Origin of the sequence: Acidovorax sp. 59 (genome assembly GCF_002754175.1) — a bacterium.
GTDB classification, from domain to species: Bacteria; Pseudomonadota; Gammaproteobacteria; order Burkholderiales; family Burkholderiaceae_C; genus Acidovorax; species Acidovorax delafieldii.
This window is the reverse complement of the sequence record NZ_PEET01000001.1, coordinates 2,545,935-2,559,783: the sequence shown is the minus strand read 5'-3', so window position 1 is coordinate 2,559,783 and position 13,849 is coordinate 2,545,935. Positions and strand designations below refer to the sequence as shown.

The 13,849-nt window shown below is 63.4% G+C and carries 14 protein-coding genes; 9 read left to right on the top strand and 5 right to left on the bottom strand.

Translation table 11 applies throughout. The features are described 5' to 3' along the window. The first annotated feature begins 1 nt into the window (after position 1). The 7 genes from nusA to CLU87_RS11520 all read left to right on the top strand — a co-directional run bounded on the left by nusA (position 2) and on the right by CLU87_RS11520 (position 9,636). Entirely contained in the window at positions 2 to 1,486 is a 1,485-nt protein-coding gene (gene nusA, locus CLU87_RS11550; RefSeq protein WP_056063891.1) for a transcription termination factor NusA, read from the top strand. Between the two features lie 24 nt (positions 1,487 to 1,510). Further along, on the top strand, positions 1,511 to 4,384 hold the full coding sequence (gene infB, locus CLU87_RS11545; protein WP_099730527.1) for a translation initiation factor IF-2: 2,874 nt from the start codon (positions 1,511 to 1,513) through the stop codon (positions 4,382 to 4,384). A gap of 18 nt (positions 4,385 to 4,402) precedes the next feature. Continuing rightward, positions 4,403 to 4,774, top strand: coding sequence for a 30S ribosome-binding factor RbfA (gene rbfA, locus CLU87_RS11540; RefSeq protein ID WP_008904004.1), 372 nt, complete (start codon positions 4,403 to 4,405; stop codon positions 4,772 to 4,774). Positions 4,775 to 4,777: 3 nt separating this feature from the next. Further along, positions 4,778 to 5,779 (top strand): tRNA pseudouridine(55) synthase TruB, encoded by a 1,002-nt coding sequence (gene truB / locus CLU87_RS11535; protein WP_099730526.1) that lies wholly within the window; start codon positions 4,778 to 4,780, stop codon positions 5,777 to 5,779. After that, complete coding sequence (gene typA / locus CLU87_RS11530) at positions 5,776 to 7,599, top strand: translational GTPase TypA (protein ID WP_056063883.1); 1,824 nt, start codon at positions 5,776 to 5,778, stop codon at positions 7,597 to 7,599. The genes truB and typA overlap by 4 nt, the downstream gene beginning before the upstream one ends. A gap of 70 nt (positions 7,600 to 7,669) precedes the next feature. Further along, positions 7,670 to 8,545, top strand: a complete 876-nt coding sequence (locus tag CLU87_RS11525) for a DMT family transporter (RefSeq protein WP_099730525.1) — start codon at positions 7,670 to 7,672, stop codon at positions 8,543 to 8,545. Continuing rightward, positions 8,542 to 9,636 carry an enoyl-CoA hydratase/isomerase family protein gene (locus tag CLU87_RS11520; RefSeq protein ID WP_099730524.1) on the top strand — a complete coding sequence of 365 codons (1,095 nt, stop codon included), beginning with the start codon at positions 8,542 to 8,544 and terminating at the stop codon, positions 9,634 to 9,636. The genes CLU87_RS11525 and CLU87_RS11520 overlap by 4 nt, the downstream gene beginning before the upstream one ends. Positions 9,637 to 9,691: 55 nt before the next feature. Here the strand turns inward: CLU87_RS11520 and CLU87_RS11515 are convergent, their stop codons facing one another. The 4 genes from CLU87_RS11515 to smpB all read right to left on the bottom strand — a co-directional run bounded on the left by CLU87_RS11515 (position 9,692) and on the right by smpB (position 12,281). Continuing rightward, entirely contained in the window at positions 9,692 to 10,600 is a 909-nt protein-coding gene (locus tag CLU87_RS11515) for an anti-sigma factor (protein WP_099730523.1), read from the bottom strand. A 24-nt stretch (positions 10,601 to 10,624) separates the two neighbouring features. Then, a complete protein-coding gene (locus tag CLU87_RS11510; RefSeq protein WP_099730522.1) occupies positions 10,625 to 11,182 on the bottom strand; it encodes an RNA polymerase sigma factor in 558 nt (185 codons plus the stop codon). 33 nt (positions 11,183 to 11,215) lie between these two features. Next, positions 11,216 to 11,587: a hypothetical protein gene (locus tag CLU87_RS11505; RefSeq protein WP_099732139.1), complete on the bottom strand. Its 372-nt coding sequence runs from the start codon at positions 11,585 to 11,587 to the stop codon at positions 11,216 to 11,218. A 220-nt stretch (positions 11,588 to 11,807) separates the two neighbouring features. Further along, positions 11,808 to 12,281: an SsrA-binding protein SmpB gene (gene smpB / locus CLU87_RS11500; RefSeq protein WP_056746487.1), complete on the bottom strand. Its 474-nt coding sequence runs from the start codon at positions 12,279 to 12,281 to the stop codon at positions 11,808 to 11,810. 130 nt (positions 12,282 to 12,411) lie between these two features. Between smpB and CLU87_RS11495 the strand changes: the two genes are divergently transcribed. Together CLU87_RS11495 and CLU87_RS11490 are read left to right on the top strand one after the other, a co-directional pair. Continuing rightward, positions 12,412 to 12,852 (top strand): type II toxin-antitoxin system RatA family toxin, encoded by a 441-nt coding sequence (locus CLU87_RS11495; protein WP_056746485.1) that lies wholly within the window; start codon positions 12,412 to 12,414, stop codon positions 12,850 to 12,852. Further along, positions 12,845 to 13,210, top strand: coding sequence for an RnfH family protein (locus CLU87_RS11490; protein WP_099730521.1), 366 nt, complete (start codon positions 12,845 to 12,847; stop codon positions 13,208 to 13,210). The genes CLU87_RS11495 and CLU87_RS11490 overlap by 8 nt, the downstream gene beginning before the upstream one ends. Positions 13,211 to 13,252: 42 nt before the next feature. Here CLU87_RS11490 and CLU87_RS11485 read toward each other — a convergent pair whose 3' ends face one another. Next, positions 13,253 to 13,783: a DUF4124 domain-containing protein gene (locus tag CLU87_RS11485; RefSeq protein ID WP_099730520.1), complete on the bottom strand. Its 531-nt coding sequence runs from the start codon at positions 13,781 to 13,783 to the stop codon at positions 13,253 to 13,255. Between the last annotated feature and the right edge of the window lie 66 nt (positions 13,784 to 13,849).

The following is a 13,849-nucleotide window of genomic DNA, read 5'->3' as shown; positions in this document are numbered from 1 at the left end:
CATGAATCGCGAATTGTTGATGTTGGTTGAGGCCATTTCGCGCGAAAAGAACGTGGAGCGTGATGTGGTCTTGGGCGCCGTGGAGTCGGCCCTGGCCCAGGCTACCAAGAAGCTGTACCAGGGCGAGGTGGACATTCGCGTGTCCGTGGATCGCGACAGCGGCAACTACGAGACTTTCCGTCGCTGGCTGGTGGTGCCCGACGATGCGGGCCTGCAAAACCCCGAAGCCGAAGAGCTGCTGATGGATGCGAAGGATCGCATCCCAGACATCGAAGTCGGCGAGTACATCGAAGAGGGTGTCGAGTCGGTGCCCATCGGTCGCATCGGCGCCATGGCTGCCAAGCAGGTCATCCTGCAGAAGATCCGCGACGCTGAGCGCGAAATGTTGCTCAACGACTTCATGTCGCGCGGCGAGAAGATCTTCACCGGCACCGTCAAGCGCATGGACAAGGGCGACATCATTGTCGAGTCCGGCCGCGTGGAAGGCCGTCTGCGCCGCAGCGAAATGATCCCCAAGGAAAACCTGCGCAGCGGCGACCGCGTGCGGGCCATGATCATGGAAGTGGACCTGACGCTGCGTGGCGCTCCCATCATCCTGTCGCGTTCGGCGCCTGAGTTCATGATCGAACTCTTCCGCCAGGAAGTGCCCGAGATCGAGCAAGGCCTGCTGGAGATTAAATCCTGCGCCCGTGACCCCGGCTCGCGTGCCAAGATCGCCGTGCTGTCCCATGACAAGCGCGTGGACCCCATCGGCACCTGCGTCGGCGTGCGTGGCACCCGTGTGAACGCGGTGACCAACGAGCTTGCTGGCGAGCGCGTGGACATCGTGCTGTGGTCCGAAGACCCCGCACAGTTCGTGATTGGCGCACTGGCTCCGGCCAACGTGTCCTCCATCGTGGTCGATGAAGAAAAGCACGCCATGGATGTGGTCGTGGACGAGGAAAACCTCGCCATCGCCATCGGCCGTGGTGGTCAGAACGTGCGCCTGGCGTCCGACCTGACCGGCTGGAAGATCAACATCATGGACGCCGCTGAAAGCGCGCAAAAGCAGGCCAACGAGACCGATACGGCCCGCAAGCTGTTCATGGAAAAGCTCGATGTGGACGAGGAAATCGCCGACATCCTGATCTCCGAAGGCTTCAACAGCCTCGAAGAAGTGGCCTACGTTCCCCTGCAGGAAATGCTGGAGATCGAAAGCTTCGATGAAGACACCGTCAACGAGCTGCGGGCCCGTGCCAAGGACGCGCTGCTCACCATGGAAATTGCCCGTGAGGAAAGCGTGGAAGAGGTCTCCCAGGACCTGCGCGACCTCGAAGGCCTCACCCCTGAGCTGATTGCCAAATTGGCCGAAGGCGGTGTGCACACACGTGACGACCTGGCCGATCTGGCCATTGATGAACTGACCGACCTGACCGGACAGTCTGAAGAGGAAGCCAAAGCCTTGATCATGAAGGCGCGCGAACACTGGTTCGCGGGGCAAGAGTAAAGGTCAGGGAGGCACGAACCACATATGTCCAGTAACACTGTCGCCGAGTTCGCTACCGAACTCAAAAAATCGCCTGAAACCCTGCTCGACCAGCTCAAGGCTGCCGGCGTGGGCAAGGCTGCTCCCTCTGACGCGTTGACCGAGTCGGACAAGCAAAAGCTGCTTGCTTACCTGCAGGCCAGCCACGGCACGGCCTCGGCCGATCGCAAGAAGATCACGCTGGTCAAGAAGTCCACCAGCGAAATCAAGCAGGCGGACGCTACGGGCAAGGCCCGTACCATCCAGGTGGAAGTGCGCAAGAAGCGCACGTTCATTCAGCGCGACGAAGGTGCGGAGGCTGCTGCAGAGTCGCACGCACCCGCGGCGGTGGAAGAACCCGCTGTGTCGAGTGAAGACCTTGAGCTGTCCCGCCGCGAGGAAGAAGCCCGCCGCCAGGCCGAGCTGATCCGCCGCCAGGAGGCGGAATTGGCCGAAAAGCGCGCCGAGCGCGAAGCCCGCGAAAAGCGCGAGCGCGAAGCCGAAGAGCGTGCTGCCGCTTACGCTGCTCAGGAAGCTGAGAAGAAGGCCCAGGCTTCTGCCGTCAAGCAGGAAGCCACCCGCGAGCAGGCTGCCGAAGCCGCTGCGCGCACGGCAGCACAGAACGAAGCCCGCGAAAAGGCTGCTGCCGAATCCAAGGCCCGCTCTGACGAAGAAGCCGCCCGTGCGGCCGACCTGGATGCACGTCGCCGCAAGGCCGAGGCAGAAGCTGCCGCCATTCGCTCCATGATGGCTACGCCCAAGAAGGCGGTCATGGTCGCCAAGAAGCCCGAGGAACCCAAGCCAGTGGCCAAGCCTGCTGCCGTGGGCGACGCCAAGAAGGGCACGCTGCACAAGCCGGCAGTCGGTACTGGCGTGGCGCGCGCCGGTGCTCCCGCTGCTGCTGGAGCGGGCGCGGGTGCGCCTGGCGCTGGCAAGGAAGTGAAGTCAGCCAAGCTGTCCTCCAGCTGGGCCAATGACACGGCCAAGAAAAAAGAAATCAAGACCCGCGGCGACAGCAGCGGCGGTGTCGGTCGCAACAACTGGCGTGGTGGCCCGCGTGGCCGCCGTGGCGACAACCGCGACCACCGTGATGATCACCAGCAGGCCACACCGGTCGAAGCACGCATCATCGAAGTGCATGTGCCCGAGACCATTACCGTGGCTGAACTGGCGCACAAGATGTCCATCAAGGCCAACGAGGTCATCAAGGCGCTGATGAAGATGGGCCAGATGGTCACCATCAACCAGCCGCTGGACCAGGACACGGCCATGATCGTGGTGGAAGAGCTGGGCCACAAGGCCGTCGTGGCTGCGCTGGACGACCCGGAAGCCTTCACCCACGAAGATGCAGGCCAGCAAAACGCAGAACTGTTGCCGCGCGCTCCGGTCGTGACCGTGATGGGTCACGTGGACCATGGCAAGACCTCGCTGCTGGATTACATCCGCCGCGCCAAGGTGGCTGCGGGTGAAGCCGGTGGCATTACCCAGCACATTGGCGCCTACCATGTGGAAACGCCACGCGGCATGGTGTCGTTCCTCGACACCCCGGGCCACGAGGCTTTCACGGCCATGCGTGCCCGTGGTGCCCAGGCCACCGACATCGTGATTCTGGTGGTGGCCGCCGACGACGGCGTCATGCCCCAGACCAAGGAAGCCATCAAGCACGCCAAGGCGGCGGGTGTTCCGATCGTGGTGGCCATCACCAAGGCTGACAAGCCTGATGCCAACCCCGACCGCGTCAAGCAGGAGCTGGTGGTCGAAGAGGTGGTGCCTGAAGAATACGGTGGCGATTCGCCGTTTGTGCCCGTGTCCTCCAAGACCGGCATGGGCATCGACACCCTGCTGGAGCAAGTGCTGCTGCAGGCCGAAGTGCTGGAACTCAAGGCGCCGGTGGATTCGCTGGCCAAGGGTCTCGTGATCGAAGCCCAGCTGGACAAGGGCCGCGGCCCTGTGGCCACGGTGCTGGTGCAGTCCGGTACGCTGAAGGTGGGCGATGTGGTGCTGGCTGGCCAGACCTATGGCCGCGTGCGCGCCATGCTGGACGAAAACGGCAAGGTCGCCAAGACGGCTGGCCCATCGATTCCTGTCGAAATCCAGGGTCTGACGGAAGTGCCGCAGGCGGGTGACGAATTCATGGTGTTGACGGACGAGCGCCGTGCCCGTGAGATCGCGACGTACCGTGCAGGCAAGTTCCGCAACACCAAGCTGGCCAAGCAGCAAGCCGCCAAGCTGGAAAACATGTTCGCCGACATGACGGCCGGTGAGGTCAAGACCCTGCCCATCATCGTCAAGGCCGACGTGCAAGGCTCGCAGGAAGCGCTGGCCCAGTCGTTGCTCAAGCTCTCGACTGACGAGGTCAAGGTGCAACTGGTGTACGCCGCTGTGGGCGCCATCAGCGAGTCCGACATCAACCTGGCGATCGCCTCCAAGGCCATCGTGATCGGCTTCAACGTGCGTGCCGATGCCGGTGCGCGCAAGCTGGCCGAAGGCAATGGCGTGGACCTGCATTACTACAGCATCATTTACGACGCTGTGGACGAGTTGCGTGTGGCGATGTCCGGCATGCTGGCTCCCGAGCAGCGCGAAGAAGTCATTGGTACGGCCGAGATCCGCACCGTGTTCGTGGCCTCCAAGATCGGTACTGTGGCGGGTTCGTACATCACGTCCGGCATGGTCCATCGCAACGCCAAGTTCCGTCTGCTGCGCGACAACGTGGTGGTCTACACCGGCGAAGTCGACTCGATCAAGCGCCTCAAGGACGATGTCAAGGATGTCAAGGAAGGCTTTGAGTGCGGTATCAAGCTCAAGAACTACAACGACATCAAGGAAGGCGATCAACTCGAGTTCTTTGACATCAAGGAAATCGCCCGGACGCTGTAAAGCCTCGGTGACGACGATATGGCTGCGAAGAAATCTTCCACCCCCAACCGCGCCTTCAAGGTGGCCGACCAGATCCAGCGTGATCTGACGGAGCTGATCGCGCGCGAGTTGAAAGACCCGCGCGTGGGCATGGTGACGCTGCAGGGCGTGGAGGTGACTCCCGACTACGCCCATGCCAAGGTGTTCTTCAGCCTGTTGACGGGCGACCCTGTGGAAACGCAGGCGGCGCTCAACCAGGCGGCTGGATTCCTGCGCAATGGCTTGTTCAAGCGCCTGCACATCCACACCGTGCCTACGCTGCACTTCGTGTTCGACCGCACCTCCGAGCGTGCAGCCGACATGAACGCCTTGATCGCCAAGGCGGTGTCTTCGCGCGCCAAAGAGGATTAGTCCATGCACGCGCCACGCACCAGGGTGCAGCGGCGCCCTGTGCATGGGGTGTTGCTGCTCGACAAACCGCTCGGCCTTTCGAGCAATGACGCCTTGCAAAAGGCGAAATGGCTGCTGCGCGCCGAGAAAGCGGGCCATACGGGCACGCTGGATCCGCTTGCCACGGGCGTGTTGCCTCTGTGTTTCGGCGCCGCCACCAAGTTCAGCCAGCTGCAGCTGGATGCCGCAAAGACCTACGAGGCGATTGCGCTGCTCGGCGCCACCACGACCACCGGCGATGCCGAGGGGGACGTGGTGCAACGCTGCGACGTAGATGCTGCCCAACTCACGCCAGAGCGCCTGGCGGCTGTGCAGCAACAGTTCACGGGTCCCATCCGCCAGGTGCCGCCGATGCACAGCGCGCTCAAGAAGGACGGCAAGGCGCTGTACGAATATGCACGCGCCGGTGTCACGGTGGAGCGCGAAGCACGGGACGTGATCATCCATGCCCTCAAGCTGACGCTGGTGCAGACAGATCAAGCGCAGATAGCTATTAAAATGATAGTGACCTGCAGCAAGGGCACCTACATCCGTACGTTGGGTGAAGACATTGGTGCGGCGGTGGGCTGCGGGGCTCACCTGACCTTCTTGCGCCGCATCGACACTGGGGGCATTGGTGTGGAGCGCTGTGTCACGCTGGCCCAGCTGGAGGCCATGCCCGAGGCAGAACGCCTGGCCAGTCTGGAAGCGCCCGAGTCACTGCTGGCACAACACATGCGTGTCACGCTGGACGGTGAGAATGCAGCCCGATTCCTGTCGGGCGTGCGTCGCCGTGGCAACTGGCCCGATGCCAGTGCCGTGGCGGTGTTTGGCGAGAATCCCCCGGCGCTGCTTGGGGTGGGCCACATCGTGGGCGGGGAGCTGGTGCCGGACAGGCTCCTGAGTCCGCTGGAAATTCAACAAATTTTGGAAAGCACGCCGCATTCCGCGTCCATGGCGCACAGCGGCATATTGGAAAAACTATGACTAAACAAATCCGCAATATCGCCATCATTGCCCACGTTGACCATGGCAAAACCACCATGGTGGACCAGCTGCTGCGCCAGTCCGGCACCTTCGCCGACCACGAAAAGGTCGTCGATACCGTGATGGACAACAACGCGATCGAAAAGGAACGCGGCATCACCATCCTGGCCAAGAACTGCGCCGTGAGCTGGAAGGGCACGCACATCAACATCGTGGACACCCCCGGCCACGCGGACTTCGGTGGCGAAGTGGAACGTGCGCTGTCCATGGTGGACAGCGTGGTGCTGCTGATCGATGCGCAAGAAGGCCCCATGCCCCAGACGCGTTTCGTGACCAAGAAGGCCCTGGCGCTGGGCCTGCGCCCCATCCTGGTGGTGAACAAGGTGGACAAGCCCGGTGCCAACCCCGACAAGGTGGTGAACGCCGCGTTCGACCTGTTCGACAAGCTCGGTGCTACCGATGAACAGCTCGACTTCCCCGTGGTGTACGCCTCGGGCATCAACGGCTGGTCGTCGCTGGAAGAAGGCGCGCCCGGTGAGCAGTGGGGCCCCGACATGTCGGCCCTGTTCGACACCATCCTCTCGCACGTTCCGCCCAACACGGGCGATGCCAATGCGCCGCTGCAGCTGCAGATTTCGGCGCTGGACTTCTCCAGCTTCGTGGGCCGCATCGGCGTGGGTCGCATCAGCCAGGGTACCCTGAAGCCCATGCAGGACGTGATCGTCATGGAAGGCCCTGATGGCAAGGCCGTGAAGGGCCGTGTGAACCAGGTGCTGACATTCCAGGGCCTCGATCGCATGCAGACCCCCTTGGCAGGCCCTGGCGACATCGTGCTGATCAACGGCATTGAAGACATTGGTATCGGCGTGACCGTGACCGACCCCGCCAACCCCGCGCCGCTGCCCATGCTGAAGGTGGATGAGCCCACGCTGACCATGAACTTCTGCGTGAACACCAGCCCGCTGGCCGGCCGCGAAGGCAAGTTCGTGACCAGCCGCCAGATCTGGGACCGCCTGCAAAAGGAACTGCAGCACAACGTGGCCCTGCGCGTGAACGAAACCGACGAAGAAGGCATCTTCGAAGTGATGGGCCGTGGTGAACTGCACCTGACCATCCTCTTGGAAAACATGCGCCGCGAAGGTTACGAGCTGGCCGTGTCCAAGCCCCGCGTGGTGTTCAAGGACATCGACGGTGTCAAGCACGAGCCTATCGAGCTGGTGACGGCCGACATCGAAGAAGGCCACCAGGGCGGCGTGATGCAGGCCCTGGGCGAGCGCAAGGGCGAGCTGGTGAACATGGAGTCCGACGGCCGTGGCCGCGTTCGCCTGGAGTACCGCATCCCGGCCCGTGGCCTGATCGGTTTCACCAACGAATTCCTGAACCTGACGCGCGGCTCCGGCCTCATCAGCAACATCTTCGACAGCTACGAGCCACACAAGGGCGACATCGGCGGCCGCAAGAACGGCGTGCTGATCTCCATGGACGACGGTGAAATCTTCACCTACGCGCTGGGCAAGCTGGACGACCGTGGTCGCATGTTCGTGAAGGCCAACGACCCTGTGTATGAAGGCATGATCGTCGGCATCCACAGCCGTGATAACGACCTGGTGGTGAACGCCACACGTACCAAGCAGCTGACCAACTTCCGCGTGTCCGGCAAGGAAGACGCGATCAAGATCACGCCTCCGATCGACCTCACGCTCGAATACGGCGTGGAGTTCATCGAGGACGACGAACTGGTCGAAATCACGCCCAAGTCCGTGCGCCTGCGCAAGCGTTATCTGACCGAAAACGAGCGCAAGCGCGCCTCCCGTTCTTGATAAGCTCAGCGTTTCCGAAAGGGCCACTGCCACGCAGTGGCCTTTTTTCTGTCTGAACCCTGAACAAACCATGTTGAAACTCACCCATACCCGGGCGGTGCTGCTGATGGTGGCGGTGACCCTGATGTGGTCCATCGCCGGCGTGGTCACGCGCCACCTGGAGCATGCGGCAAGTTTTGAAGTGACCTTCTGGCGCAGCTTTTTCACGTTGCTGTCGCTGCTGGTCATCTTGCCCGCGCTGCAGGGCAGGGCGGTGTTTGCCTCCATGCGCCACAGTGGCCGTGCGTTGTGGATCTCTGGCGTGTGCTGGAGCGTGATGTTCACGGCGTTCATGGTGGCGCTGGTTCTCATGCCGGTGGCCAATGTGCTGGTCACGATGGCCGTGGGGCCGCTGCTCACAGCGCTGTTTGCAAGGGTGTTCATCGGCCATCACATCGCCCCGCGCACCTGGGCTGCGATTGCCGTGGCGGGGCTGGGTATTGCGTGGATGTATGGTTCGCAGATGGCGGGCCTCCCTCTGGCGGGCACGCTGGTGGCGCTGTGTGTGCCTGTGGCCGCCGCCATCAACTGGACGGTGGTACAACATTCGCAGCACCATGGCCATGCGGTGGACCTGGTGCCTGCGGTATTGGTCGGCGCAGTGATTTCGGTGGTGGCCACGCTGCCACTGGCGCTGCCTTTTCAGGCGTCGGCCCACGACCTGGGCCTGCTGGCCTTGCTGGGCGTGGTGCAATTGGCCATCCCTTGTGTGCTGGCCGTGCGCTGCGGGCGCGTGCTCAAGGCGCCCGAGATGGCGCTGCTCGGGCTGCTTGAAGTGATCTTTGGCATCTTGCTGGCATGGCTGGGCGCGGGCGAAAAGCCTGGCACGGCGGTGCTGACGGGGGGCGCACTGGTGATTGGTGCGCTGGTTTTCAATGAACTGTTGGGTTGGAAGGAACAAAAATGACGGAGACGGTCGTGTCTGAAGTGTGGAGCGAAGTGCGTGGCCAGGTGGGCTTCATTACCCTGAACCGCCCGCGTGCGCTCAATGCCTTGTCGCTGGGTATGGTGCGTGACCTGATGGGCATCCTGCTGGCATGGCAGAACGATGCGCGGGTGCTGGCCGTGGCCATCCGTGGCAGCAACAAGGAAGGCCCGTTTGGTGCTTTCTGCGCAGGGGGCGATATCCGCTTTCTGCACCAGGCGGGTAGCCAGGGCAACCCGCTGATCGAGGACTTCTTCACCGAGGAATACGCGCTCAACCACCTGATCCACAACTACGCCAAGCCCTACGTCGCCTTCATGGATGGCATCGTGATGGGGGGCGGCATGGGCATCAGCCAGGGCGCCGCCCTGCGCGTAGTGACCGAGCGCACCAAGATGGCCATGCCCGAGACGGCGATTGGCCTATTCCCGGACGTGGGCGGGGGTTACTTCTTGAGCCGCTGCCCGGGCCGCGTGGGCGAGTGGCTGGCACTGACCGGCGACACCATCGGCGCGGGAGATGCCATCGCCTACCAGCTGGCCGATGGCTGCCTGCCGTCAGACCGGCAGGCCGAGGTGTGGGATGCGCTGGCCACCCAAAGCTTTGCAGATGGCGCGGCCATCAAGGCCTATGTTGTTTCTCAATTTGTAGCATCTCAGGCAAGCGGTACTGGCGCTCTGGCCGATATTGATCAATATTTTGCGCTGCCGACCGTTGGCGAGATCGTGCGGGCACTCGAGGCCGCCGACAGCGACTGGGCACGCACCACGGCCGCTACGCTGCGCAAGCGTTCGCCACTGATGCTGCATGTGGTGCTGGAGCAGATTCGCCGCGCCCGTGCGATGGGCCTGGCCGACGACCTGCGCATGGAGCGCGATATGGTGCGCCACTGCTTTTTCCTGCGCCCAGGACAGAGTGAGACCGTGGAAGGCATCCGTGCCCTGGCCGTGGACAAGGACCATGCGCCTCAGTGGAATCCGGGCCGCATTGAAGATGTGACGCCGGAGATGGTGGCACCGTTCTTTGCCAGCCCCTGGCCCGCACACGCCCATCCGCTGGCCCATTTGTCCTGACCGGCGAAGGTCGTAGTTGTCGGGCACGCCGGTACGACGGCCCCCTGATGGCGCGTCAGGGGTTCAGCTGCTGGTACACCGCTGTGGCCAGGCTCAACAACTCGGGGCGTGACAACTGCCCGCTCAGAGCGTAACCAAAGCCTGCATCCGTCCAGTAAAAGCCAGGCACCGGGCCTTCGTGGGTGAACTGGAACGCGGTGGTGGGCGCTGCCGCAATTGCTTCCACGCGCGCCCTGGTGTCTTCGCCCCTGTTGTCGCTGGCGGGGCGGGGCATGGTGGGTGCTAGAGCACCCAGGTACAGCGTGATCCGCTGGCCTGCACTGTTCTGGTACATGAACTGCGCGCGCACGCCGGTATCGCCGGGCAACAACCGGCCTCCCACCAGTTCATAGCCCTGGGCGCCCAGCACAGGGACTTTCAGCGGTCGGTCCAGCCGTTTGGACAGCCATTGCACCAGGTGGTCTTGCTGGGCAGCCGTGACCTCCACGGGGTGACGCACTTCGGGTTGGTACACAGCGTGCGCCACCGAGGCCTGCTGTGCGAAGCGCTGCGCCGGTTCGGCTGCCACCAGCGTGGCTCCTTGGCCGGTCGCCAGTGTTTTACCGGGTAACCCTGCGGGCCACTGGCTGCGGCCCGTCCAGCCGAGCACAAAGGCCAGCAGCACCGAGGCGGCCATGCCACCCCAACGCCACCACTGCGCCTGTTGGTCCCGGCGGTCTGTGGCACGCAACGCAGCGGCCAGCAAGGCATCGGGAACGGGGGCTTGGAGAAGGTCCTGATGGAGGGTTTGCAGCCGCTGCCGCTGTGCCTGCCATTGGGCCAGTGTGGCCTGAGCCTCCTCATCGTCCCGCAGTTGCTCGCGCAGCGCCTGTGCCTGTGCGGCCGGCAACTGGCCATCCACAAGGGCATGCCAGGCGCTGCTCTCGTCAGCGCGTGGTGGGTGGGCAGAGTGTGTCGGGTCCATGGAGGAGGATTGGGGTCAGGGTGACTATTTGAGGCGGCGCAGTGCTGGCGTTGGGCCTGCGGCTGCGGCTGAGCCTGCCTGGGCGGTCGATGAGGCCGGCGCGGAGCCTTGTGCTGGCTCGCGGTCCATCAGCACGCGCAGGCGCATGCGGGCCCGCGACAGGCGTGACATGACAGTACCCACCGGAATGCTCAGGATGCGTGCGGTGTCTTCGTAGCTCATGTCCTCCATCGCCACCAGCAGCAGCACGGCCCTCTGGTCGGCGGGCAGCCGCTGCAGGCAGCGCTCCAGGTCCAGGGCGTCATCCGAGGGCGCACGGGCGCCTTGCAGCTGGTCTTGAACCTCATCGATGTCCAGAGGGGGCAGCGCGGGCAACGCGCGGCGTTGGTTGAGATACAGGTTGTGCATCAGGGTGAACAACCATGCGCGCAGGTCGCTGCCGGTGCGCCACAGCATCCATTTGCTGCAGGCCCGCTCCAGCGTGTCCTGCACGAGGTCATCAGCTGCCCAGGCATCGCCCGTCAGCACCCGCGCGTAGCGGCGCAGGCCCGGCAGCTGTTCGATGACCTGGGAGCGATTCATGCCGTGCGGGGCTGTGTTGCGCTGCGTGGGCTCTTACGGCCGTGCGGTGCGCCACAACTGGTTCACGCCTTCGCCCGTCTTGTCTCCGGGCTTGGTGTCCTTGATCCAGTAGTACAGCGGCTTGCCCTTGTAGGCCAGCTGGGTCTTGCCATCGTCGCGGGTGACGACGCTGTAGTCGCCGCCAGGGGCCTTGCTGGCCATCAGCGGCGGCCAGTTGGTGGCGCAGGGGCCGTTGCACACTGACTTGCCACTGCCTGCAGCATCGCGGTCAAACGTATAGAGCGTCATGCCGCCCGCGCCGACCAGTACGCCGTCCATGGTCTTCACGGGCGAGTCGTCCATGGTGGCGCAGCCAGCCAGAGCAGCTGCTGCGACGAATGCGGCCATCGAGATCAGTTTCTTCATGGGTTTCTCCAGAGGGTGGTGCAGGCGGAGGCGAATGCTGCCTTGCACCGGGATGAACACCCGGACATGGTGATTTATTCCATCACAACTGAAAAAATAGTGACCAGCAGCGCGCAGGGCCTTCGAAACTGGCACGGCCCGGGCCAGCGCACACGTTCAAGGCTGCTCCGCCTCCCCGTATGCGGTCCTCTTGGGGGACATCGCTCAGCGACTTTGGGGACTATTTGTTCCTGCTCTTCATGGCGCGCTCCACCTCGCGCTTGCCTTCGCGGTCCTTGATGGTGTCGCGCTTGTCGTGCTCGGCCTTGCCTTTGGCCAGGGCGATTTCGCACTTCACGAAGCCGTTCTTCCAGTGCAGGTTGATGGGTACCAGCGTGTAGCCCTTTTGCTCGACCTTGCCAATCAGGCGCTTGATGTCGTCCTTCTTGAGCAGCAGCTTCTTGGTGCGTGCCGATTCGGGGTTGACATGGGTGGACGCTGTCTTGAGCGGCATGATCAGGCAGCCGAGCAGATACAGCTCGCCATCGCGGATCAGCACGTAGCCATCGGTCAGCTGCACCTTGCCTTCGCGCAGCGCCTTGACTTCCCAGCCGTGCAGCACCATGCCCGCCTCGTGGCGCTCCTCGAAGAAGTAGTTGTAGGCCGCTTTCTTGTTGTCGGCAATGCGGGAGGTGGGATCGGGTTTTTTGGCCATGTAGATCAGATGCGGCGCCCTGCGGAAGATAAAAGGTCTCCCTACATACAATTGTGGCCGTTCAGAGACCCGTGATTCTAGTTTCCCCGGCCCGCCTTTCCCCTTCGAAAGCCCCGCGCCAGTTGCCTGCATGAAAACCGTCCACAAGTCCGTCCTCATTTGGTACAGCCCCGAAGAGATGTTTGCCCTGGTCACCGGGGTGGAGCACTACCCGCAGTTCCTGCCCTGGTGCGACCGCGCCGCAGTGCTGGAGCAGACCGAAGAGGGCATGACCGCCGAGGTGGGCATTGCATTCAGCGGCATTCGCCAGACCTTTGTCACACGCAACACGCACGAAGTGGGCAGGCGTGTGCAGATGCATCTGGTGAAAGGACCGTTCTCACGGCTGGACGGGGATTGGCACTTTCATCCCGTGGGGGACGGCACGCAGCGTGCGTGCAAGGTGGAGTTGATGCTGAACTATGGGTTTGACAGTGCTGCGTTGGCCACGCTGGTGGGGCCGGTGTTTGACCGCATCGCAGGGAGCATGGTCGATGCCTTCGTCAAGCGAGCGGAACAGGTCTATGGCTGAGGTGGGTGGAGGTGCCCCGGCGACCATCGCTATCACCGTCGTCGTCTGCCTGGCTCCGCGCGAGGTGCGTGAGTGGACTCTGGATTTGCCGGTGGGCGCCACGGTAGCGGATGCCCTGCACGCCAGCTGCGGTATGGCCACGCTGTCCGCGCTGGAGGAGGGGGGCGCACCGTGCGTCGGTATCTGGGGCCGTGCTACTAATCTGGATGTGGGGTTGCAGCCCAAGGACCGCGTAGAAATCTACCGACCTTTGAAGGTGGACCCCAAGGTAGCACGGCGGGAGCGCTTTGCCCGACAGGGGGCGCGCACTACAGGACTCTTTGCGCGCCGCCGACCAGGGGGCAAGTCAGGCTACTGATACTGCTGAGTTGATCCGCGCGGTAGCGGAGCAGCATGCAGCTCAGCGTACGCAGTCGGCCGCGACAATCTCGTCGATGCGCTTGGCTTCGGCCGCGCGGGCGGGGCCATCCAGGAAGATTTTTTCACCCTGGGCGTTCGCTTGTGTGATGGGCTTGCCAGCATCGAACGCTGCTTTGGCTGCGCGTGCGCGGGTGCAGTTTTCAGCCTTGGCCTTGGCGATCTTTTCGTCCTCGGCCTTTTTCTTGGCGGCTTCTGCGGCCTCGGCCTGGGCTTTCTTCTCTTCCAGCTCCTTGTCCTTGCCAGCACCAGGGGCGCTGGCAGCGGTCTTGGGCGCTGCTGCTGCTGCTGCTGCGGGCGCCGCGTCAGAGGCTGCGGGCGCGGCCGGGACGGCAGTCCGTGCCGGGCGGTTGCCCCCAGGCTGTTTCAGGATGCTCTTTTCGGGGATATCGGGTGGTGGCGGACGATCGCTGAAGACTTTGCGCCCGTCTTTGTCTGTCCACTGCCATTGCGCCGCCGCGCCCATGGCCCAGGTGCAGGCCACGGCCAGCAGGAGAAGCTTGTGCATTTTCATGCGGACAAGTTTATCCATGTGATTCCCCCCCCGCCAGTGCGTTGCAGACGGGTGGGCGCGTTTTCA